We start from the raw sequence: 21,675 nt of genomic DNA on the forward strand, positions 1-21,675 counted from the left end.
GACAGGCAGGACACCCCATGACCCTCCAGAACCTGATCACCCTCACCACCGGCGTGAGCCTGCTGACCTGCTGTCTGGCCGTCGCGGGCGTGTACGCGTACGCGCGGGGCCGCGCCCAGCGGGCCGCCCTCGTCGACCGCCTCACCGCCACCGGCCAGGTCCCCCTCACTGGCCGTCGGCGCCGCTTCCGCACCCTCGACCGCCGCCTGCGCCGCACCGACCTCGGCCGCAGACTCGAACTACGGCTGACGGCCACCGGGCTGGACGTGACGCCGGGCGAGTTCTTCGCGTACATGCTGGCCGCGGTCGCCGCCCTGTGGCTGATCGGTCAGGCCACCCTGGCCCCCTTCTTCGGCCCGCTGGCCGGCCTGCTCGGCATCTGGGCCGCCTGGCAGTTCCTCAACTGGCAACGCCAGAAACGCATCGAACGCTTCATCAACCAGCTGCCCGAACTGGCCCGCATCCTGGCCAACGCCACCGACGCGGGCCTCGCCCTGCGCACCGCCATCGGCATGGCCGCCGATGAGCTGGAGGCGCCCGCCGGCGAGGAACTGGCAAAGGTCGCTAACCAGTTGGCCGTGGGCCACTCCCTGGACGACGCCCTCGGTGAACTCGCCGACCGTCTCCCCTCCCGAGAACTCGTCGTCCTGGTCACCACCCTGGTCCTCTCCAACCGAGCGGGCGGCCAGGTGGTGGGCGCCCTGCGCAACCTCACGGAGACCCTGGAGGAACGCAAGGAGACCCGACGGGAGGTCCGGACCCAGTTGTCGCAGGTGAGCATGACCTCCTACGCGGTGCCGGTGTTGGGGGTGGGCGCTCTGTTCCTCATGGACAGCGTCGCGGACGGCACCCTCGACCGCATGACGGGATCGCCCGCCGGCCAAGCCAGCGTGATCATCGCCTTCGCCCTCTACGCCGTCGGCTTCGTCCTCATCCGCCGCATGTCCCGCATCGACGTCTGAGGGCTGAGGGGAGGAGACGACCGCCATGGAACTACTGCTCGCCCTGGTCATGGGCCTCAGCGTCTGGGGCGCCTTCGCCGGCCTGCGCATGTACCGCGCGGAGGTGAAGCTGCCCACCGACCTGGCCCTGGCCCTGGAGGTCGGCGCCACCCGCACCGGAGCCGTCGGCTCCGTCATCGACCGCCTCGGCATGCGGTACGCCCCCGCCGTCCTACGGCTCATGGGCCCCCGGCAGGTCGCCAGATACCGGCGCAGGATCGATCTCGCGGGCAACCCCGGTGGCCTGACGATCGACCGCTACGCGGCCCGCCGGGCCGTCTACGGGGCGACCGGCGGCCTCGGCGGCCTGGCAGCGCTGCTCCAGGGCAGCTTCTTCCTCGCCCTCCTCATGATCGCCTTCGGCGTGTTCTGGTCCGAGGTCGGCATCTGGTCCGCGATCCGGGTTCGCAAGGACGCGATCGAACGCACCCTCCCGGACTTCCTGGACGTACTCGCCGTCGTCGTGAGCGCCGGCCTCGGCTTCCGCCAGGCCCTCGACCGCGTGGCGTCCCGGTACGAGGGCCCTTGGGCGGACGAGATCCGGATCACGCTCCGGCAGATGGACCTCGGCATGAGCCGCCGCGACGCCTTCGCCGAACTCCGCCGCCGCAACGACTCCGAGCAGGTCGCCATGTTCGTCACCGCACTCCAGCAGGGCGAGGAACTGGGCGCGCCGATCGTCGACACGCTGGTCGCGATCGCCAAGGACATGCGCCGTACGGACGCGCAGAACGCCCGCCGCAAGGCCGCCCGCGCGGTCCCCAAGGCCACGCTGATGATCACGACGTTCATGGTCCCGGCCACGATGCTCCTCCTCGGGGCGGGCATGCTGCTGGGATCCGGCACGGACTTCAGCTCGATCACGGGCGAGTAGGTGAGCGGGATGACGGTCATGACAGCCCTTTCGAGGGGACGCGGCGGCCTGCGGCGCCGCCGCCGTTCGCAGGCCCAGGAAGCCCTCGCGGCGGACGGCGTCCTCGCCGCCGTCCTGGACGACAGAAGCGGCACACCCGCTGCCGGGTCGACCGAGCGACGGGAGGTCGAGCCCTCCATCCCGCTCCAGGTCAACGCCCTCCAGGCGATGTGCCGCCAGGTCTTCGGCTTCCGGCTCGCCATGATCGCCCTGGCCGCCCCCGCCGCCCTCCTCAACGCCTCACCGGGCCTGGGCGCCCGCCTGGTCGGCGCGGCCGTCGTCATCACCTTCATGGGGTCGTACGTCCTCTTCCGGGACTGGGAACGCTTCGGTCCCCTCCTGCTGCGCCACCCCACCCTGCTCGCCGTGGACACCCTCTTCGGCACCCTGCTGCTGATCTCCGCAGGCCCCGACACCACCCTCGCGTACGTCAGCGTCTGCACCCCCCTCCTCGCCGGCATCGTCTACGGCTGGCGAGGCGCCGCCTGTTTCGCCTCACTCCAGTCGCTGATCCTGCTGCTGGTCCACGCCACCCTGGAACGGGAGTCCGGAGCGGGCCTCGCGGAGAGACTGCTGCTTCCCGGTCTCTGCGTCATCACCGGAGCCGTCGGCTCCACCCTGCGCAACCTCATGCTCCGCTTCGGCACCGCGACCGTGGCCCTGACGACCGTCAAGGCCCGGCTCGCCGTCACCCAGGCGGTCGCCGCCGAACGGGCCCGCCTGGCCCGCGAGATGCACGACTCCGTCGCCAAGACCCTGCACGGCGTGGCCCTCGCGGCGGACGGCCTGGCCTGCTCGGCCGGATCGGTGGCCACGGACCCGGACCGCGTCCGGCAACAGGCCGAACTGGTCGCCCGCGCCGCACGCCGGGCCGCCGCCGAGTCCCGCGAACTCCTCACCGACCTGCGCCGCGCAACGGATCCGGAGCAGGGCGTCGACCTGCTGCGCGAACTAGCCGTCCACACACGTGAGTTCGCCGACCGCACCGGGCTACCGGCCACCTACCACCTCACAGGCGACCGCACCGTGCCCCCCGTCCCGCCCGCGGTGGCCCGCCACCTCCTTACCATCGCCTCGGAAGCCCTGGAGAACGCCCACCGGCACGCGCACCCGACCCGCGTCGAGGTACGGGCAAACGTGCGCGACGGACTCCTCGACGTGAGCGTCCTCGACGACGGGCCCGGCCTGCCGTCGGGAACCACCCTGGAACAGCTCCGCAGCACAGCGCACTTCGGGATGGTCGGCATGGCCGAGCGGGCCGCATCTGTCGGCGCCCGCCTTCACTTCGGCGGCGGTCTCCACTCCCGCGGCACCGGAGTGTTCCTCGAACTCCCGCTCGCGGCGCTGACGACTAGGACACCATGACCGGCACGCCGTACGAGTCGACCCCCCACCCCACGAGAGGAGGCCGTCCGATGCCGGACCGACCGCTCCAGCCCGGCGCTGCGCAGCCACCTGCCACCCTCTTACGGGAGGCCTTCGCGCCACCACCCCGCTCCACGCCGGTGCGCGTGGTGGTGGCCGACGACAACCCTGTTGTCCGCGCCGGCCTGACCGCTCTCCTCTCCGGCCGCGAGGACGTCACGGTCGTCGCGGAGGCCGCCGACGGCCGCCAGGCCTACGACGCCGCCCTCCGTCATCGCCCCGACCTCGTCCTGCTGGACGTCCGCATGCCCGACGTGGACGGCCTCTCGGCCCTTCCCCACCTGGTGCGGATCGCCCCCGTCGTGATGCTCACCTACAGCAGCGAGTCGGAGATCGTCCAGGAGGCTCTGCGGCGGGGGGCCGGCGGCTACCTGGTGCACGGCGAGTTCACCGTGGCGGATTTGATCTCCGCGATCCGGGACATCGTGGCCGGACGAGCCCACTTCACACCCACGGCGGCGACGGCGGTACTTGCCCAGCTCCGTTCCGGTGCGACTGCACATGATGAAGAAGTCTCAGATCCCTCACTCTCTACCACTTGTCGCGAACGACTTTCGCGAATGCAATCGCCTGTGGGACAGTCAGGTCAAGGGTTCCGACTGAGCGCGAGGGAGGCGGAGATCATGGACCTGATCGCGGCGGGCCTCAACAACCAACAGATCGCCGCCACCTGCTTCATCAGCGAGAAGACGGTCAAGAACCACATCAACCGCATCTTCGCCAAGCTGCACAGCACCAGCCGCTCGGAGGCCGCGGCCAAGTGGCTGGGAACGGCGGTGACCCCATGAAACGCCGCGCCGCCGGTTGGGCCTGGGCCCGGGATTGGGCCCTGGGACCCTCGGCCGGGAGACCCGTTCCGCTCTACGTTCCTCATGCCGGTAACGCCTCAAACGGAGGGGAACGCCATGAGCGACCTGATGCTGAAGACCGCCGTCGCGGCCAAGGTCAGGGTGAGCGGCTGGAAGAACACGACCGCACAGGCCGTCCGTCGCCGCGGCGACCGGGGCCAGACCGCGGTCGAGTACCTGGGCATCATCGCGGTGGTGGTGGCGATCGTGGTGTTGATCGCGAACACGAACCTGGGGCAGACGATCGTGGACAAGCTCAGGACACAGATCGAAAAGGTGGCTCCCTGATTCGATCTCGCGCGTACGGCGACGAGGGGCAGGTCTTTCCCATCTACCTCACGGTGGTGGCGGGCCTGCTCTTTCTCGCGTTCGCGTACTTCGCGGTCGGCCAGGCCGCGGTGAACCGAAACGGCGCCCAGACGGCCGCCGATGCGGCGGCATTGGCAGCGGCGCAAGAGGCCAGACACCAGCTTGCGGACCTCTGGTTCGTGGATGTCCGGAACCCGGCGAAATGGCAGAGCATATTCGACGGCGATGGGGCCGACGACACTTGCTGGCGAGCTTTTGAGCTTGCGGACATGAACGATGCGAGCAATGTCGAATGTGGTCAGGATGGCCCCCTTGGCTACAGCGTTACTGTCCAGGCGGACAAACCCATCGGGAACTCCGTCATCCCAGGCACGGCGGACAGAAGGGCACACGCCTCCGCGACTGCCGTGATCGAACCGCTTTGCACGTTCGAGCTTCCGGACGACGATGCCGAGGTCGATGTACTTCCGAAACTGACCTGTGAGGAGGGGGAGTGGGAACTGGACCCGGATAACCTCACCGATCTGCCCGCGGCGGAAGACCTCTTCGACGTCCACCTGGCCGACTGACGAGCGAACGACGAGTGGAGAAAGAAGCAGAATGATGAGGATGCGGTTCACGGCGAAAGCCGGTAGGGGGATGGTCGTACTGGTCGCCGTGGCTGGGCTGGCCGTTGGCGCGACCGCTTGCAGCGGTGGCGGTGACGACGACGGGAAACCCCAGAATCCGGCTTCCGCCTCGAAGAACAACGGGTCACAGCCCAGCGCGCAGGAAGGTCAGTCCGAGGAACCACTTGCAGAGGTGAAGGGCCCGAGCGGTCTCCTTCTCCAGCTCAACGCCGCGGAGCGCGACGCTGGAGGCTTCATCACCGTGACTGGCTTTCTGAAGAACGACAGTGGGACGAAGGTCGTGATCCCATCGGCGTTGAGTGGTAACGAGACAGAGATCATCAACAACGGACTGTCCTTGGGCGGCGCGACCCTCGTCGACTCCAAAAGTAAGAAGCGCTACTACGTTCTCCGCGACACTGAAGGCCGTCCCCTGACGACCACAGGCTTCTCGTCACTCAAGGCCGGTGAGTCGATCGCCGTGTTCCTCCAGTTCCCCTCACCGCCCGCCGGCACGACCGACGTCTCCTTCCAACTGCCGCTGTTCCCCAGCGCCGTGATCAAGGTCTCCGGGTGATCCCGCGATGACGTCGACCACCCACACCCGCCCCGCACCCCGCCACCTCCCCCTGGCCCTGCTCACCACCACCCTGCTGATCATCACCGCACCCCCGGCCCACGCCGACGACCCCAGCGTCCCCCCGGGCACCGAACCCACCGCCACCGCCCCCGTCGAGGTGGACCCCAACGACCCCGACCTCAAGCTGCCCGAGGGTGCCACCCTCGCGGAGCCCAAGGTGCTCGACATCAAGCAGGTCGTCGAGGACGAGAGTGGGGACGAGCGACGGGAGGACACCAACGCGGACGTGAAGTTCGCCCTTCAGGCGGAAGTCCTCTTCGGCAAGGACAGTGCCAAGCTGAGCGCCGACGCGAAGGCCCGCATCGCCGGGATCGCCGAGGAGATCAAGAAGCAGAACGCCACCCGGATCCGCGTCTTCGGCTTCACGGACAACCTCGGCTCCTCCGCCCACGGCGACGTCCTGTCGAAGCAGCGCGCGAACGCGGTCCAGGCCGCCCTCGCCGGCGACCTCAACAACTCCGCCGTCACCTTCGAGGTGCGGGGCTATGGCGAGCAGTACCCCATCGCCGACAACGCCTCCGAGGCAGGCCGCAAGAAGAACCGCCGAGTGGAGGTCACGTTCCCCAGGACGGCGAGCTGAGGGACCGATCCGGGGCCCCGCCTGTCAGCCGACCGGCCCCTCGCCCTTGGCGGGGACACCATCGGTCGGTGGACTCGTCACTCCCTGGCGTGTCGCCGGGTACGGCGATGACGAACACGCGCTCCCCCTGGACTCCTTGGACGATCCCCGCGGTTCGCAGTGCCTCGGTCGCGGACGTGATGGCGAGTTGCCTGGAGTCGAGGCGAGAAGCGCCCCGTCACGCAGAGGGGCCGGCATCGGCCTCCGGCTCGACCGCGACCACCACGCCCGCCCGAACCCCCCACCCGGCCATGACCCCCGCCCCCGCCTCCAGCACGTGCCGCGACCTCAGCCGGGGTCGGCCCAGCCGTCCCGGTCGCATGGTCCGGACGGACAGTACGGTCAGGCGGCGGTCCAGGTAGGCGACGTCGATGGGCATCCGCATGCCGAAGGTGTGCACGCCGCCGGCGGGGGAGAGGAGCAGCGCGCCCTCGATCGAGTCCCGCCCCAGCAGCCCCTTCGTCCGGGCGCGGTACGAGGCCGCGATCTCCAGCGGAACCGTCACCGCCGCCCCACCCTCACCCGGTACGACCAGCCGCCCCCGCCCGTCCCGAAACCGCCGTCCCATGCCCAGCTCCGATCCGTCCATCGACCCCCCGACGAGCCCTGCCGGCCCAGCAGGCCCCATGCACCCGGCAACCCGGCACCGCTGAACCCCGCGCCACACCACGACCGTATCCCCGCCCTACCTCCACCACACCCTTTTCCATGGCACCGTGAGGCAGCGGAACCGAGGACCAGCGAGGAGCGTCCACCATGCGCGATGTCGTTCTGACGACTTCCGTCTCGCTCGACGGGTACATCGAGGCCCCGGGCCGCGACATCTCCTGGCACCGCGTCGACGAGGAACTGCACCAGCACTTCAACGACTTCCTCCGCGAGGCCGGTGCCTTCCTGAGTGGTCGGGTCACCCACGAGCTGATGACCGGCTTCTGGCCCACGGCCGACCAGGAGCCCGACGCGAGCGCCGCGGTCGCCGAGTTCGCCGGTATCTGGCGGGAGATGCCGAAGATCGTGTACTCGCGGACGATGAGCCACGCCGACTGGAACACCACCATCGTGCGGGACGTCGTCCCGGCGGAGGTGCGCGCGCTCAAGGAGCAGGCCGGCGGCGATCTGATTCTCAGCGGCGCGCACCTGGCCGCCGCCTTCCTGCGGCAGGGCCTCGTCGACACGTTCCGGATCTACGTCCATCCGGTGATCGTCGGTGGCGGTACCCCGCTGTTCACGGAGGGCTCCGCCCCGGTCGGGCTCCGCCTGGCCGGGACCCACACCTTCGGCAACGGCGTCGTCCTCCTGCGCCACGAGCGCGAATGACCCACGAGCGCCACGGGCGCCACGAATCCCGCACGCCCGTCGACGCGGCGTCGCCGTAAAGGGGTTGTCCGGGCCGGAGCGCCCGGATAGGAAGGGATCATGACCGAACTCGGCGCCGTCTTCCGCCCGCAGGTGCCCCCGGAGCGGCTCCGTGCGATCGCCCGGCTCGCGGATGCCACCGGACTGGACGAGCTGTGGGTCTTCGAGGACTGCTTCCGCGAGGCCGGGATCTCGGCGGCCGCCGCCGCGCTCGCCTGGACCGAGCGGGTGCGGATCGGCGTGGGCCTGCTGCCGGTGCCGCTGCGCAATGTCGCCGTCACCGCGATGGAGGCCGCCACCCTGCACCGGATGTTCCCGGGCCGCGTCCGCCTCGGCATCGGACATGGCGTCCAGGACTGGATGGGCCAGGTCGGCGCCCGCCCCGCCTCCCCGCTGACCCTGCTGCGCGAGTACACCCTCGCCCTGCGCGGCCTGCTGAACGGAGAGCGGATCACCACGCGGGGGCGGTACGTCACGCTGGACGACGTCGCCCTCGACTGGCCGCCGGAGGGCGGGGCCGAGGTGCTGGTCGGCGGGATCGGCCCGCGCACCCTGAGGCTGTCCGGCGAGGTCGCGGACGGCACGGTGCTCAACGAGGCCTTCTCACCGGAGGGCGTACGCGAGGCGAGCAGGCTGGTGCGGGAAGGCAGGACCGCGGCCGGCCGGGATGCCGCCCCGCACAAGCTCGTCGTCTATTTGTTCACCGCCACCGGGAAGGACGCCGCCGCGCGGTTGCGGCGCGAGCTGGTCACGACCGGTCTCGCCGACGTGCCCGGCCTCGGCGTCGCCGGTGGTGCGGCCGAGGTCGCCGAGCGGGTCCAGTCGTACGCCGAGGCGGGCGCCGACACGGTCGTCCTCCTCCCGACCGCCGACGAACCCGACCCCGAGGGATTCATCCGGTTCGTGGGCGACGACGTACGCCCCCTGGTGAAGTGACGGCGGCGGCCACGATGAGTGCCCAGCAGCCTTCGCCGAGCGGCGACCACCGGCCCCGCACCTTCGAGCACCTCGTCGCGGAGGGCGCTGCCGTGCCCACCGAGGGGTGGGACTTCTCCTGGTTCGAGGGACGGGCCACCGAGGCCCGGCCGTCCTGGGGGTACGCGGTGTCCCTGGCCGGGCGCCTCGCCGGTGCGCGTGCGGCACTCGACGTGCAGACCGGCGGAGGGGAGGTCCTGGACTTCGCCCTCGGCCGGGCCGCCCCAGGGGCACCCGTCCTCGCCGTGGCGACCGAGGGCTGGCCGGCGAACGTGGCCGGGGCGACCGCCCTGCTGCGGCCCCGCGGCATCGCGGTGGTCGCCGTCGCGGAGGACGAGCCCCTGCCTTTCGCCGACGGCACCTTCGACCTCGTCTCCAGCCGGCACCCCGTACGGCCGCCGTGGGCCGAGATCGCGCGCGTCCTCGAACCGGGCGGCAGCTACTTCGCCCAACACGTGGGCCCGCGAAGCGTCTTCGAACTGGTCGAGCATTTCCTGGGGCCGTTGCCCGACGAGGTGAGTGCCGTCCGCCACCCCGACCGCGAGCGCGCCGACGCCGAGGCGGCCGGCCTGGAGATCGTCGACCTGCGGGCGGAGCGGCTGCGCGTCGAGTTCCACGACATCGCCGCCGTCGTCCACTTCCTGCGCAAGGTGGTGTGGATGGTGCCGGGCTTCACCGTGGAGCGGTACGAGGAACAACTCCGCTCCCTGCACGGGCGGATCGAGGCCGAGGGGCCGTTCGTGGCCCACAGCACGCGCCACCTCGTCCACGCCCGCAGGCCCGCGCCTGATCCGGCCTCCTGACCCGGCCGTCTGCCTGGCCTCGTGACCCGGCCTCCCTCCTCCGGCCCCTTGGTCCGGTTCGCCAGGGCCCGCGCCCTCTGTGCGCCGCCCCCGAGAATCCGCCCGCCGCCCCCGAGAACCCGACCGCCCGCCGACGCCCGCTGACCGCCCCACCGGTCGACCCAGATGCGCGACCCCAGGGAAACTGACGTTCCATTCATAAACCCGCAACCAGCCGATCATTCATAAACCCGCACACCACCCGATCAGCTCCGCAGGGTTTCCCCATCGTTATGGCAGGTGGTCCGCCCCCTGTCCCGCCTCCGGTGAATTCGCAGCCAGGCAATTCGCGCCGGCAAATCTGCGCGGGCGTCACCGTGCGGTGGAGGGGACTGCGCGGTGACGTGCCGCGTCAAGCGGACGTACGCGTGGGGATAGCCCATCGGGGGGACGGGCGTGCCGCCGCACGGTCGGTGCTCATCCGGCGCGAAAACCTCCGCTTTCGCCGGTGTCCTGTCCTGTAGGCCTGGATTCCGCCGCCTTTCGGTCATGGACCACCTGTGAATCCCACTCGGGAACGACCACCGCCCCGTCGCCGGACGGCTCCGGAGAGTAATTGTGGCGCGCCAATGCACGCAGCATCCCTCACGAAGGGTTATGGTGGAAACCCCCCCTCGGGCCGGTCCGTATCCCCCCCACGGACCGGCCCGTTTTTTCGTGCCCGCACGGGACACCGCCTCGGCGGGCACTCCTGACCCCCCGCCACACCGGACCGCGCCCCCACCCCCGCCCGCTCCGCCGGGCTCCCGTGGGGGTAGGCTGCCGCCGCGGGGACCGCCACCGCACGGAGGGGCTGACATTCACGTGAACCTGCGCGACAAGCTGCGCGGCCTGTTGGTAAGGCTGTACGCGCGCCGGGTGGAAGGCCACCTGGACCACGCTCAGGTGCCCAAGCACATCGGCGTGATCATGGACGGCAACCGGCGCTGGGCGAAGGCCGCGGGCTCCACCACCGTGCACGGCCACCGCGCGGGCGCCGAAAAGATCGAGGAGTTCCTCGGCTGGTGCTCCGAGACGGACGTCGAGGTCGTCACCCTCTGGCTGCTCTCCACGGACAACTTCGACCGTGCCGAGGAAGAGCTGGTCCCCCTCCTCGGCATCATCGAGGACGTCGTCCGCACCCTCGCCGCCGACGGCCGATGGCGGGTCCACCACGTCGGCACACCCGACCTCCTCCCGGCCGGCATGCAGCGCACGCTGAAGGAGGCCGAGGAGGCAACCGCCGCCATCGACGGGATACTCGTCAACGTCGCCATCGGCTACGGCGGTCGCCAGGAGATCGCCGACGCGGTCCGCTCGATGATCCTGGACGCCCGGGACAAGGGCGTCTCGATGGAGGACCTCGCCGATTCCGTCGACGTCGACATGATCGGTCGTCACCTCTACACCGGCGCCCAGCCCGACCCCGACCTCGTCATCCGCACCAGCGGCGAACAGCGGCTGTCCGGGTTCATGCTGTGGCAGACCGCTCATTCGGAGTACTACTTCTGCGACGTGTTCTGGCCCGCCTTCCGCAAGGTCGACTTCCTGCGCGCCCTGCGCGACTACGAGGCCCGGCACCGGCGCTTCGGCGGCTGACAGCAGGACACCGCGGCACAACGGCCGGCCGTACGCACGTGACGGCCGGCCGTCACGCGTCTCGCCGCACTCCGGCGAGCAAACCGCCGCCCGGCCGGATTCCGACGGTGCCTCTCCGCCTCGCACGGCTCGTCGCCCACCGCGGGCACGAGCCGGCGGGCTCGTCGCCCGACGGGCGCCCGCCCGGCCGGGATCCCGCCGCCCCCGGCCGGATCCCGTCGCCCCCCGCTGCCTCCGTCCGCACGACTCCACGCCCGTGAAAAGCATCCCGACTACCCCGATCGGGGGCGAAAGTAACCAGGAGTTCACCAGTGTGCCGTCATATGCCGTGGCATGGCGGCGCGTGTTCGAGGGCATAACGCAAGCAGGTCGACGCCCGAACCACGGGTGTCGGATCTCAGCGGACGGCACGGGCCGTCCGCCCGGGAGGCCCTTTGCACCAGCCCGATCGTGCGGTCCGCACGGACGCAGCGGAGGGCCGGTTTTCGGCCCGTGCAGGCGGTCGACTTCCGGTCCAGCTCCACTCCGTCGCTCCCCGACCTCATCCGAGGGGGTACGTCCTTCCGTGGTGACCAGCGCAAAGCGCCACAAGCCAGACCGGCGCACCTACGTTCTCGACACCAGCGTCCTGCTGGCCGACCCGCACGCCATGAACCGCTTCGACGAGCATGAGGTCGTGCTCCCCATCGTCGTGGTCACCGAGCTGGAGGCCAAGCGGCACCATCCCGAACTCGGCTACTTCGCCCGGCAGGCCCTGCGCCTGCTCGACGACTACCGGGTGAAGTACGGCCGTCTCGACGCCCCCATCCCGATCGGGGAGCTGGGCGGGACCATCCGTGTCGAGCTGAACCACTCGGACCCCAGCGTGCTGCCCACCGGCTACCGCCTGGGGGACAACGACTCACGCATCCTCGCGGTCGCCCGCAATCTCCAGGCCGAGGGGTTCGACGTCACCGTCGTGTCGAAGGACCTCCCGCTGAGGATCAAAGCGTCCTCCGTGGGGCTGCTCGCCGAGGAGTACCGGGCCGAACTGGCCATCACGGACTCGTCCGGCTGGACCGGGATGTCCGAACTGACGCTCCCCGGCGAACAGGTGGACACCCTCTTCGAGGAAGGGCACGTACACGCCCCGGAAGCCTCCGAGCTGCCCGTGCACACCGGTCTGACCATCCAGTCCGAGCGTGGCAAGGCGCTCGGCCGGGTCACGGCCGACGGCAGTGTGCGGCTGGTGCGCGGCGACCGGGAGGTGTTCGGCATCAAGGGCCGCAGCGCCGAACAGCGCATCGCGCTCGATCTGCTGCTCGACCCGGACATCGGGATCGTGTCGATGGGCGGCCGGGCCGGCACCGGCAAGTCGGCACTCGCGCTGTGCGCCGGGCTGGAGGCGGTCCTGGAGCGCCGCCAGCACCAGAAGGTCATGGTCTTCCGTCCGTTGTACGCGGTGGGCGGACAGGAACTGGGCTACCTGCCCGGTTCCGAGGCCGAGAAGATGAGCCCCTGGGCACAGGCGGTCTTCGACACGCTGTCCGCGGTCACCAGCCGCGAGGTCATCGAGGAGGTCACCGCCCGCGGCATGCTGGAGGTCCTGCCGCTCACCCACATCCGGGGCCGCTCGCTGCACGACGCGTTCGTCATCGTGGACGAGGCCCAGTCGCTGGAGCGGAACGTCCTGCTGACCGTCCTGTCCCGGATCGGCGCCAACTCACGGGTCGTTCTGACCCACGATGTGGCACAACGGGACAACCTGCGTGTCGGCCGCTACGACGGAGTCGTCGCCGTCGTGGAGAAACTGAAGGGGCATCCGCTCTTCGCGCACGTCACCCTGAACAGGTCCGAGAGGTCCCAGATCGCGGCCCTTGTGACCGAAATGCTGGAGGACGGACACGTCTGACCGGGCCGCCCCGTTTCGCGGGTCCCCGCAGGTAGTCGGCGCCGCTCGGCAAAGGCTGTGAGCCTAGTCGGGCGGCGCCTTCGCGTGTGGCCGAACGACGAAATACCTAGGGCGAAACGGGATGTGAGCTTTCACACGCAACTCGGAATTGCCACTCGGCGTCGGGTTGCGGCAGAGTCTCCTTCCTGTCAGGCCCCGCATACGACACACGTGTATCCCCAGCGATACGGGACCACTCCAACTCCATAGCTTCGTCGTATGCCGCCCACGCACCACGCGGCGCTCCCGATCAGGGAGTTGCCCACCGGGTCCGCGCCTCCCGTGACCCCGCAGTTGGGAGGCCAGTGTTCAGGGGCACGATTGCGTCCGCCAGGGTCACCGAAGCGGGCGATGCTGGAAGGAAAACCGTGTGAGCCGGATCTCGGTCCGGGGATTCGCAGTGGCCTCGGCCACGGCGGTCACCGCCGTCGGAAGCGTCGTCGGTGTTGCCTCAGGCAGCACCGCGCAGCCCAACGACGCGGAAGCGATGGCGATCGACTCGACGACGCTCCTCGCCGACATCCCCGCGGGTCAGCAGGCCCAGGTGCAGACCGCTTCCCTGACGCAGCAGGCCAGTGTCCAGGCCATCGCGGCGGATGAGAGCGCCAAGAAGGACGCCGAGGAAGCGGCCCGCAAGGCAGCCGCCAGGACCGCGATCGCGAAGAAGGAGGCCGCCGAGAAGGCGGCCGAGGACGCCAAGGAACGCGCCGAGGTCAAGGCCGCCGCGAGCCGCAGCTCCGCCGACTTCCCCGTTCAGGGTTCCTACTCGATCGCCCAGATCCAGGCCATGGCCCAGCAGATGGTGCCCAGCGGCCAGTTCCAGTGCTTCAGCAACATCGTGGACCACGAGTCCAGCTGGAACTACCGGGCCGTCAACGCCTCCTCCGGCGCCTACGGTCTCTTCCAGGCGCTGCCCGCCGGCAAGTACGCGTCCGCGGGCGCCGACTGGCAGACCAACCCGGCCACCCAGATCAAGTGGGGCCTGAACTACATGAACGACCGCTACGGCAGCCCGTGCGACGCCTGGACGTTCTGGCAGTCCAACCACTGGTACTAGGCCGTACGGCCGGCGCCTCTCGCTCAAGCCCGCGCAGCCCCTCCCCGTTCTGGGGGAGGGGCTTTCGGCCTGTACGGTCTATGCCGACGGCTCCAGGGGTGAGTGGTGGGGAGAGACGGGGGAAGAGGGCGGATCATGTCGAGAGTGCCAGGATGGCTCGGCCGGCTCGGTGCCGGTCTGACCGAGATGGGGCAGCGGCTCGACGAGCGTCGGGCCGAGGCCGACCGGGAGAGCGGTGCCGGAGCCGGGCGGAAGGTGCCGGCGGTGCCGGCGGCGCCCGCCGAGGAACTGCCGCCCCCCGTGCCGCGCCCGGACCCCGCACAGGTCGTGCCGTGGGGCGTCCGGGTCGCCGCCGAGGCGGGCTGGCGGCTGCTGGTGCTCGCCGGGACCGTGTGGGTCCTGATCAGGGCCATCAGCGCCGTCCAACTGGTCGTGCTGGCCTTCGTGGTGGCCCTGCTGCTGACCGCGCTCCTCGAACCCACCGTGGCCCGGCTGAAGCGGCTGGGTGTCCCCCGCGGGCCCGCGACCGCGCTGACGGCGATCCTCGGGTTCGTGGTCATCGGCCTGATGGGCTGGTTCGTGACCTGGCAGGTCATGGAGAACATCGACAACCTCTCCGACCAGGTCCAGGACGGCATCGACGATCTGCGCCGCTGGCTGCTCAACAGCCCCTTCCACGTCACCGACAAGCAGATCAACGGCATCGCCAAGAACCTGCGCGAAGCGGTCGGCGCCAACACCGACGAGATCACCTCCGCCGGCCTGGAGGGCGTCACGGTCGTCGTGGAGGCCCTCACCGGCATCCTGCTGGCGTTCTTCTCGACGCTGTTCCTGCTCTACGACGGCAAGCGCATCTGGCAGTGGACCCTCAAGCTGGTGCCCGCCGCCGCCCGGCCGGGTGTCGCGGGCGCCGGCCCGCGGGCCTGGGCGACACTCACGGCGTACGTGCGCGGCACGGTGATAGTGGCGTTGATCGACGCCATCTTCATCGGCCTCGGCATCTACTTCCTCGACGTGCCGATGGCCGTGCCGCTGGCCGTCTTCATCTTCCTCTTCTCCTTCATCCCGCTGGTCGGCGCGGTCGCCTCCGGGGCGCTGGCCGTGGTCGTCGCCCTGGTCACCCAGGGCGTGTTCACCGCGGTGATGACGCTGGCGGTCGTGCTGGCCGTACAGCAGATCGAAGGGCACATCCTCCAGCCGTTCATCCTCGGCCGCGCCGTGCGCGTCCACCCGCTGGCGGTGGTCCTCGCGGTGGCCTCCGGCGGCATGGTGGCAGGCATCGGCGGCGCGGTGGTCGCCGTACCGCTGGTGGCGGTGACGAACACGGTGGTGGGCTACCTGCACGCGTACTCGAGGCAACCGGCCCTGCTGACGGCACCGGAACCGAGGGGCGCGACGGCGATCGACGCCGCCCCGGCGCCCCCGGCCCGGCCGGCGGTCGAGGACCAGGCCCCTACAGGATCGACGGAGGGTTCCGGGGGCGAAGCCCTCGGGGACGGCGGAGGTCCCCCCGGTCGGCCGAAGCCCGGGGCGGGGGACGAGACGGTCGGCGGGGGCGAGGAACGACAGGGCCCCGCCCACCCCGAGGGGTGAGCGGGGCCCGAGTCCGACCCGCCGTCACTCGGCGAGAACGGCCTCCGTGTCGAGGGTGACGCCGACCGCCTGGATCACCGAGGCGATCTTGAACGCCTCCTGGATCACCTCACGCTCGACGCCCGCCTTGCGCAGCACCTGCTCGTGCGAGTCCAGGCACATCCCGCAGCCGTTGATCGCGGACACCGCGAACGACCACAGCTCGAAGTCGACCTTGTCGACCCCGGGGTTGCCGATCACGTTCATCCGCAGCCCGGCCCGCAGGTTGCCGTACTCGTGGTCCGACAGCAGGTGGCGGGTGCGGTAGAAGACGTTGTTCATCGCCATGATCGCGGCGGCCGACTTGGCGGCGGTGTAGGCCTCCGGCGAGAGGTTCGCCTTCGCCTCCGGCGCCAGCTCGCGCAGCACGATCGGGGAGCGCGAGGCGATCGCGGTCGCCAGCACGGTGCCCCACAGCTGCTGGGCGGACAGCTCGGAGTTGCCGATGACCGAGCCCAGGTTGAGCTTCAAATCCTTGGCGTAGTCCGGTACGGCGGACTTCAGGGTGTCGAGGGACATCTCAGGTCACTCCCCGGCCAGCAGCTGGACCGGGTCGAGGGTGTCCTCGCCCTTGGTCCAGTTGCACGGGCACAGCTCGTCGGTCTGGAGGGCGTCCAGGACCCGCAGGACCTCCTTGGGGTTCCGGCCGACGGAGCCCGCGGTGACCATCGTGAACTGGATCTCGTGGTTGGGGTCCACGATGAAGACGGCGCGCTGGGCGAAGCCGTCCTCGCCCTCGATGCCGAGGTCGCGCATCAGCTCGTGCTTGGAGTCCGCCATCATCGGGAACGGCAGGTCGGTCAGGTCCGGGTGGTCCTTGCGCCAGGCGTGGTGGACGAACTCGGAGTCGCCGGAGAAGCCGAGGATCTGCGCGTCGCGGTCGGCGAACTCGTCGTTCAGCTTGCCGAACGCGGCGATCTCGGTCGGGCACACGAAGGTGAAGTCCTTGGGCCACGCGAACACGACCAGCCACTTACCCTCGTAGGACTTGTGGTGGATCTGCTCGAACTCCGCGCCCTTCTCCAGCGAGACGCAGGCGGTCAGTTCGAACTCGGGGAACTTGTCACCGACAGTGAGCACACGCTCTCCTTGCAGCGAAGGAGCGTCCGGATCGCGGACACTTCCCATGGGTTGGACGGACCTGATGCTGGCACACGGTGCATTGATTACAGAAATCACTACACTAGGACCCGTTGATCGGAGGTGATTATCAGTGACCGTCAGTAATTCCGGGGCCAGGAAGCGGCTGCCCACTCTGGCCCAGTTGCGGGCCTTCGCGGCCGTCGCCGAGCATCTGCACTTCCGGGACGCGGCCGCCGCCATCGGGATGAGCCAGCCCGCCCTGTCCGGCGCCGTCTCCGCACTGGAGGAGACCCTCGGCGTGACTCTTCTGGAGCGTACGACGCGCAAGGTGCTGCTCTCCCCGGCGGGGGAACGTCTCGCCGTACGGGCCAGGGCGGTGCTGGCCGAGGTCGGGGCGCTGATGGCGGAGGCGGAGGCGGTGCGGGCGCCCTTCACCGGGGTGCTGCGGCTCGGGGTCATTCCCACCGTCGCGCCCTATCTCCTGCCCACCGTCCTGCGCCTGGTCCACGACCGCTACCCGGCGCTCGACCTCCAGGTCCACGAGGAGCAGACCGCCAGCCTGGTCGACGGGCTGCACACCGGTCGGCTCGACCTGCTGCTGCTCGCCGTCCCCCTCGGCATGCCCGGCGTCACGGAACTCCCGTTGTTCGACGAGGACTTCGTGCTCGTCACCCCGCTCGGCCACCGGCTCGGCGGACAGGACGGCATCGCGCGCGAGGCACTCAAGGAGCTGAACCTGCTGCTCCTCGACGAGGGGCACTGCCTGCGCGACCAGGCCCTGGACATCTGTCGCGAGGCGGGCCGGGCGGACGCCCCGGTGACCACCACGGCCGCCGGACTCTCCACGCTCGTCCAGCTCGTCGCCGGAGGCCTCGGCTGCACCCTGCTGCCGCGCACCGCCGTCACCGTCGAGACCAGCCGCAGTGCCCAACTCCTCACCGGCCGCTTCGCCGACCCCGCCCCAGCCCGCCGGATCGCTCTCGCCATGCGATCCGGTGCGGCCCGCGCCGCCGAGTACGGCGAGCTGGCGGACGCCCTGCGGGAGGCGCTGCGGCCGCTGCCGGTGCGCGTCGTCGCCGCGGGCGCGTGAAGCCCGCGAGCCGGTCGGACGAGCGCCGGAACACAGCGGAACGAGGACCGCGAGGCTGCGGGCGGCGACAGCCGGAAGAGGTCGCAGACCCGCGCCGGAACCAGCTGTGGAGGCCGACGGCGCCGAGGGCCGAGGGCCCCCGCCCCCCGGCAGGTGCCCTCGGCCCGTTCGCTCGGTGCGCTCGCCCTGCGCGCCTCACTCCGTGCGCAGGCCGTCCGGCCGCATCAGCCGCAGCAGCGGCGGCAGGCTCAGCAGCGTCACCATCAGGACGACCGCTCCGCCGGCGGCGGTCATCGCCAGCACGCCCGACCAGTCCACGCCCACCGGCGTGTCCGTCATCCGCAGCAGCACCCAGCCCAGCGTGATGCCCACCACCGACGCCAGCAGCAGGCCGAGCCCGATGGGGATCGCCGTCTGCCACAGCACCGACAGGCTCAGCGTGCGGCGGCGGGTGCCGAAGGCGACCAGCGCGGACAGCAGCTTGCGGCGCTCGCGCAACTGCTCCAACTGCGACACCAGCAGGCTCGCCCCGATCAGCACGAGCACGCAGACGGCGCCCACCAGCAGCCCGGTGCGCAGCGAGTCGTACCGCGCGGAAATCTTGGTGGCCGACCAGCTGATCGGATCGGCCACCGGGTCCACGGCGGCGGCGGTGTTGCGGACGTACTCGGAGGCGTCCGGCACCGAATCGTCGACCGACAGGTACAGCTCGCCCCTGACGGCCCGCGCGACGTTGTCCGGCATCGCGCCCGGAGTCATCAAAAAGCCGCCGCGCCGATTGCCGGTCGGGTCCACGATCGAGCGGGCCGTGCCGACCCCCGGCGGGACGGTCCAGGTGACCTCCGCGCGGTCGTCGCGGCCGTAGGCATCCAGGTACAGCTTCTTCCCCGGCCGGTTCAGCTTGGGCGCGTCGCTGGAGTACTCGGCGCCGTCGAGGACGAACAGGTCGCCGTTCGCGCAGGACGTCAGCTTCGCCACCTCGCGCAGGGCCGCGCAGTCGCCGACGGTCAGCGCGGCGCCCAGTTCCGCGCCGTTCTCGCTCTTCCACGAGGCGTCACCGAGGTAGCCCTCCCACAGGGCCGTCACCTTCCGTACGCCCTTGGTGTCCGTGAACTTCTGGACGGTCGGGGCCATCGGGACGCCGTCCGGGAGGCTCACCTGCATCTGCGCCCGGCGCAGATCCCTGCCGGTGTCCTCGGTGTACTGGCCGTCGACCCCGGCGAACAGCATCTGCAACGCGATCGCCGCGGCCACGGCCACCGCGACGCCGTTGACCATCCGGGCCGCTGTACCGCTGCTCAACTGGAGCCGCCGCACGGCCAGTTGCCAGGCGACGCCACCGGCGCCGAGGCGGCCGACGACCGTCTCCACCAGCCACGGCAGCAGTGCGGTGACCCCGACGAGCAACAAGAGGACACCGCCGACCACCAGGTACTGGTTGAAGTCACCGTGGTCGCGGCCCTGTCCGACCATCGGGTAGAGCATCGCCAGCCCGGCCACCGGCAGCAGCAGCCGCCACCACAGCCGGCGCCGCGCGGGTCTCGCCGTACGCACCACGCCGAGCGGCTCGATCACCACACCGCGCAGTGCGAAAAGGGTGACCAGGACGGCGGCGCTCGGCACCGCCACCGCGACCAGCGCGGCCAGCGCGGGGGAGGGATCGAGATAGCTGGGCCACACGCTCACTCCCATCACCTCGACCGATCCCGCCACCTGACGTCCTACCAGGAAGAACACCGCGCCCAGGGCAAGGCCGAGCAGCGCGCCGGCCAGGGCCTCGCCCGCCGCGATGCGCCGGGTCATCCGGCTGTCGGAGCCCACCAGCCGCAGGGCCGCGAGCCGGCGGTCGCGCCGCTCGCCGCCGAACCGCACGGCCGCCGCGATGAACACCGCGACCGGCATCAGCAGCGCGACGATCACCACGATGTTGAGCAGGACCAGTACCGGGTCGGGTTCCTCGGCGGTCGGGTCCGGGTCGCCGAACTCCGTCAGCCGGGCCGTCCGTGAGCCGTCGATGCGCGAGGCGAGCCCCGAGCCGCCCGCGTAGTAGGCGAGTTCCTGCGAGCCGACCAGGCCGCTCTCCCCGATGCTCCCGACGACCCGGTACGGCAGCCGCTCACGCAGCAGCGCCGAACCGTCCGCGGCGAGGAGCTTCTCCAGGGCGGGGGAGACGACCATCTCGCCCTTGCCCGGGAACCGGCTCACGCCGGGCGGCAGCGGTGCCCGCGGCCCCTCCGGCTCCACCAGTCGCCCGCGCACGTTCGTGTCGCGGAACGTGGTGTCGACGTCGGAGATCAGCAGGGTGTCGTCCGCCTTGGGCGGCGCGGTCGGGGCGTACGTGTAGTCCATGCGCGCCTGCTCACGGTCGTGCCGCGCGGCCAGCGCGTTCGGCAGCGCGGTCGACAGCAGCAGCAGCGCCACGCCGAACCCCACCCCGACGGCCGTCAGCACCGCCCGGACCCAGCCCTCCCGCCCGCCCGCGAAGGCGAACCGGACCCCCAGGGCCAGATCACGGCCCCACTGACGCAGGCTCATACGACCCGCTCCATGTCCCGCGACTTCCCGTCCCGTACGACGATCTCGCGGTCGGAGTACGCCGCCACCCGCGCCTCGTGCGTGACCAGCACCACGGCGGCGTTGGCGGATCGGGCCGCCTCCGTGAGCAGTTCCATCACGCGCTCGCCGTTGAGCGAGTCCAGCGCTCCGGTCGGCTCGTCGGCGAAGATCACCCGCGGGCCGGTCACCAGCGACCGTGCCACGGCCACCCGCTGTCCCTGTCCGCCGGACACCTCACCGGGCCGCTTCCCGCGCAGATCGTCGACCTCCAGCCGCTCCATCCACGCCAGGGCGGTCCGCTCCGCCTGCCTGCGCGGGGCGCCGTTCAGCCGCAGCGGCAGCGCCACGTTCTCGACGCAGGTCAGTTCCGGCACGAGCTGCCCGAACTGGAACACGAACCCGAACTCCGAGCGCCGCAGCGCACTGCGCCGGGCATCGCTCATCGTCGCCAGTTCCTGCCCGTCGTACATGATCGAGCCGGAGTCGGGCGGCACGATTCCGGCGAGGCAGTGCAGGAGGGTGGACTTGCCGGACCCGGAGGGGCCCATCACGGCGACGACCTCGCCGGGATGGATGGAGAACTCGGCGCCGTCCAGCGCGAGGGTCGGACCGTAGGCCTTGCGGAGTTCCGCCGCGGCGAGCAGCGAACCGGCGGGGGCGCTCATGCGGTCACCGCCTCTCGCAGCCGGTCGAGACGCGCCGCGGTCAGTTCCAGCCAGCGCAGATCGGCCTCCAGGTGGAACAGGGCGTGGTCGCAGATCAGCTGGTCGGCGAGGTCGCCCCCGCGCTTGCGGTCCGTCAGGATGCGCATGCTGCGCAGGTGCTCCGAGCGCTGCGTGTCCAGGATGTCGGCCGCGTCGCGGTGGGTGAGCAGCGCGAGGACGACCTTGGTGTAGAGCGTCGACTGGAGGTACGGCTCGGGCTTCTCGGGCGTGGCGAGCCACTGGGCGACGTCGGTGATCCCGGCGTCGGTGATGGCGTACCGCTTGCGCTCCGGGCCGCCGCCGGCCTCGATGCCGTCGACCTCGACCAGACCGTTGCGCAACAGCCTGGACATCGTCGAATAGACCTGGCCGTAGTGCAGCGGCCGGTCGTGACCGAACTTCTCGTCGAAGGCCCGCTTGAGGTCGTAACCGTGGCGGGGCCCGGACTCCAGGAGTCCGAGGAGTGTGTGACCGATGGACATGGGGAGCACTGTACACACGGTGTATAC

At 70.7% G+C, this 21,675-nt stretch carries 22 protein-coding genes; 16 read left to right on the top strand and 6 right to left on the bottom strand.

All coding sequences use genetic code 11. The features are described from left to right. Positions 1 to 17: 17 nt before the first annotated feature. From ACZ5Y0_RS05020 to ACZ5Y0_RS05055, 8 genes are all read left to right on the top strand, one after another. Positions 18 to 962 carry a type II secretion system F family protein gene (locus ACZ5Y0_RS05020; protein WP_469127213.1) on the top strand — a complete coding sequence of 315 codons (945 nt, stop codon included), beginning with the start codon at positions 18 to 20 and terminating at the stop codon, positions 960 to 962. Between the two features lie 25 nt (positions 963 to 987). Beyond that, a complete protein-coding gene (locus ACZ5Y0_RS05025; RefSeq protein WP_469127214.1) occupies positions 988 to 1,875 on the top strand; it encodes a DUF5936 domain-containing protein in 888 nt (295 codons plus the stop codon). 18 nt (positions 1,876 to 1,893) lie between these two features. Next, positions 1,894 to 3,279, top strand: a complete 1,386-nt coding sequence (locus ACZ5Y0_RS05030) for a sensor histidine kinase (protein WP_469127215.1) — start codon at positions 1,894 to 1,896, stop codon at positions 3,277 to 3,279. A gap of 50 nt (positions 3,280 to 3,329) precedes the next feature. Next, positions 3,330 to 4,127, top strand: a complete 798-nt coding sequence (locus ACZ5Y0_RS05035) for a response regulator (protein WP_469127216.1) — start codon at positions 3,330 to 3,332, stop codon at positions 4,125 to 4,127. Positions 4,128 to 4,244: 117 nt separating this feature from the next. Further along, a complete protein-coding gene (locus tag ACZ5Y0_RS05040) occupies positions 4,245 to 4,475 on the top strand; it encodes a hypothetical protein (protein ID WP_469127217.1) in 231 nt (76 codons plus the stop codon). Beyond that, positions 4,472 to 5,065: a pilus assembly protein TadG-related protein gene (locus tag ACZ5Y0_RS05045; RefSeq protein WP_469127510.1), complete on the top strand. Its 594-nt coding sequence runs from the start codon at positions 4,472 to 4,474 to the stop codon at positions 5,063 to 5,065. The genes ACZ5Y0_RS05040 and ACZ5Y0_RS05045 overlap by 4 nt, the downstream gene beginning before the upstream one ends. Positions 5,066 to 5,099: 34 nt before the next feature. Further along, positions 5,100 to 5,681 (top strand): hypothetical protein, encoded by a 582-nt coding sequence (locus ACZ5Y0_RS05050; protein ID WP_469127511.1) that lies wholly within the window; start codon positions 5,100 to 5,102, stop codon positions 5,679 to 5,681. Positions 5,682 to 5,688: 7 nt separating this feature from the next. After that, positions 5,689 to 6,324: an OmpA family protein gene (locus tag ACZ5Y0_RS05055; protein WP_469127218.1), complete on the top strand. Its 636-nt coding sequence runs from the start codon at positions 5,689 to 5,691 to the stop codon at positions 6,322 to 6,324. Between the two features lie 217 nt (positions 6,325 to 6,541). Here the strand turns inward: ACZ5Y0_RS05055 and ACZ5Y0_RS05060 are convergent, their stop codons facing one another. Then, positions 6,542 to 6,931 (bottom strand): DUF192 domain-containing protein, encoded by a 390-nt coding sequence (locus ACZ5Y0_RS05060; protein WP_469127219.1) that lies wholly within the window; start codon positions 6,929 to 6,931, stop codon positions 6,542 to 6,544. Positions 6,932 to 7,119: 188 nt separating this feature from the next. On the opposite strand from ACZ5Y0_RS05060, the gene ACZ5Y0_RS05065 reads away from it, so the two are divergent. The 7 genes from ACZ5Y0_RS05065 to ACZ5Y0_RS05095 all read left to right on the top strand — a co-directional run bounded on the left by ACZ5Y0_RS05065 (position 7,120) and on the right by ACZ5Y0_RS05095 (position 15,694). Then, positions 7,120 to 7,680, top strand: a complete 561-nt coding sequence (locus ACZ5Y0_RS05065) for a dihydrofolate reductase family protein (RefSeq protein ID WP_469127220.1) — start codon at positions 7,120 to 7,122, stop codon at positions 7,678 to 7,680. A gap of 99 nt (positions 7,681 to 7,779) precedes the next feature. Continuing rightward, positions 7,780 to 8,655 (top strand): LLM class flavin-dependent oxidoreductase, encoded by an 876-nt coding sequence (locus tag ACZ5Y0_RS05070; protein ID WP_469127221.1) that lies wholly within the window; start codon positions 7,780 to 7,782, stop codon positions 8,653 to 8,655. 14 nt (positions 8,656 to 8,669) lie between these two features. Next, complete coding sequence (locus ACZ5Y0_RS05075; RefSeq protein WP_469127222.1) at positions 8,670 to 9,497, top strand: methyltransferase domain-containing protein; 828 nt, start codon at positions 8,670 to 8,672, stop codon at positions 9,495 to 9,497. An 843-nt stretch (positions 9,498 to 10,340) separates the two neighbouring features. After that, positions 10,341 to 11,114, top strand: coding sequence for an isoprenyl transferase (locus ACZ5Y0_RS05080; RefSeq protein ID WP_469127223.1), 774 nt, complete (start codon positions 10,341 to 10,343; stop codon positions 11,112 to 11,114). Between the two features lie 565 nt (positions 11,115 to 11,679). Beyond that, entirely contained in the window at positions 11,680 to 13,005 is a 1,326-nt protein-coding gene (locus ACZ5Y0_RS05085; protein ID WP_469127224.1) for a PhoH family protein, read from the top strand. 409 nt (positions 13,006 to 13,414) lie between these two features. Then, entirely contained in the window at positions 13,415 to 14,101 is a 687-nt protein-coding gene (locus ACZ5Y0_RS05090) for an aggregation-promoting factor C-terminal-like domain-containing protein (protein WP_469127225.1), read from the top strand. Between the two features lie 135 nt (positions 14,102 to 14,236). Further along, positions 14,237 to 15,694: an AI-2E family transporter gene (locus tag ACZ5Y0_RS05095; protein WP_469127226.1), complete on the top strand. Its 1,458-nt coding sequence runs from the start codon at positions 14,237 to 14,239 to the stop codon at positions 15,692 to 15,694. A 24-nt stretch (positions 15,695 to 15,718) separates the two neighbouring features. Here the strand turns inward: ACZ5Y0_RS05095 and ACZ5Y0_RS05100 are convergent, their stop codons facing one another. Further along, positions 15,719 to 16,252, bottom strand: coding sequence for an alkyl hydroperoxide reductase (locus tag ACZ5Y0_RS05100; protein WP_469127227.1), 534 nt, complete (start codon positions 16,250 to 16,252; stop codon positions 15,719 to 15,721). 6 nt (positions 16,253 to 16,258) lie between these two features. Continuing rightward, entirely contained in the window at positions 16,259 to 16,813 is a 555-nt protein-coding gene (locus ACZ5Y0_RS05105) for a peroxiredoxin (protein WP_469127228.1), read from the bottom strand. A 133-nt stretch (positions 16,814 to 16,946) separates the two neighbouring features. Between ACZ5Y0_RS05105 and ACZ5Y0_RS05110 the strand changes: the two genes are divergently transcribed. Further along, complete coding sequence (locus tag ACZ5Y0_RS05110) at positions 16,947 to 17,906, top strand: hydrogen peroxide-inducible genes activator (protein ID WP_469127229.1); 960 nt, start codon at positions 16,947 to 16,949, stop codon at positions 17,904 to 17,906. A 195-nt stretch (positions 17,907 to 18,101) separates the two neighbouring features. On the opposite strand, the gene ACZ5Y0_RS05115 is transcribed toward ACZ5Y0_RS05110, so the two are convergent. The 3 genes from ACZ5Y0_RS05115 to ACZ5Y0_RS05125 are packed head-to-tail and all read right to left on the bottom strand — an operon-like array spanning position 18,102 to position 21,648. Then, positions 18,102 to 20,441: an ABC transporter permease gene (locus ACZ5Y0_RS05115; RefSeq protein ID WP_469127230.1), complete on the bottom strand. Its 2,340-nt coding sequence runs from the start codon at positions 20,439 to 20,441 to the stop codon at positions 18,102 to 18,104. Beyond that, a complete protein-coding gene (locus ACZ5Y0_RS05120; RefSeq protein ID WP_469127231.1) occupies positions 20,438 to 21,127 on the bottom strand; it encodes an ABC transporter ATP-binding protein in 690 nt (229 codons plus the stop codon). The genes ACZ5Y0_RS05115 and ACZ5Y0_RS05120 overlap by 4 nt, the downstream gene beginning before the upstream one ends. Then, positions 21,124 to 21,648 carry a PadR family transcriptional regulator gene (locus tag ACZ5Y0_RS05125; RefSeq protein ID WP_469127232.1) on the bottom strand — a complete coding sequence of 175 codons (525 nt, stop codon included), beginning with the start codon at positions 21,646 to 21,648 and terminating at the stop codon, positions 21,124 to 21,126. The genes ACZ5Y0_RS05120 and ACZ5Y0_RS05125 overlap by 4 nt, the downstream gene beginning before the upstream one ends. Positions 21,649 to 21,675: the final 27 nt, after the last annotated feature.

Source organism: Streptomyces sp. NPDC033216, assembly GCF_055577115.1.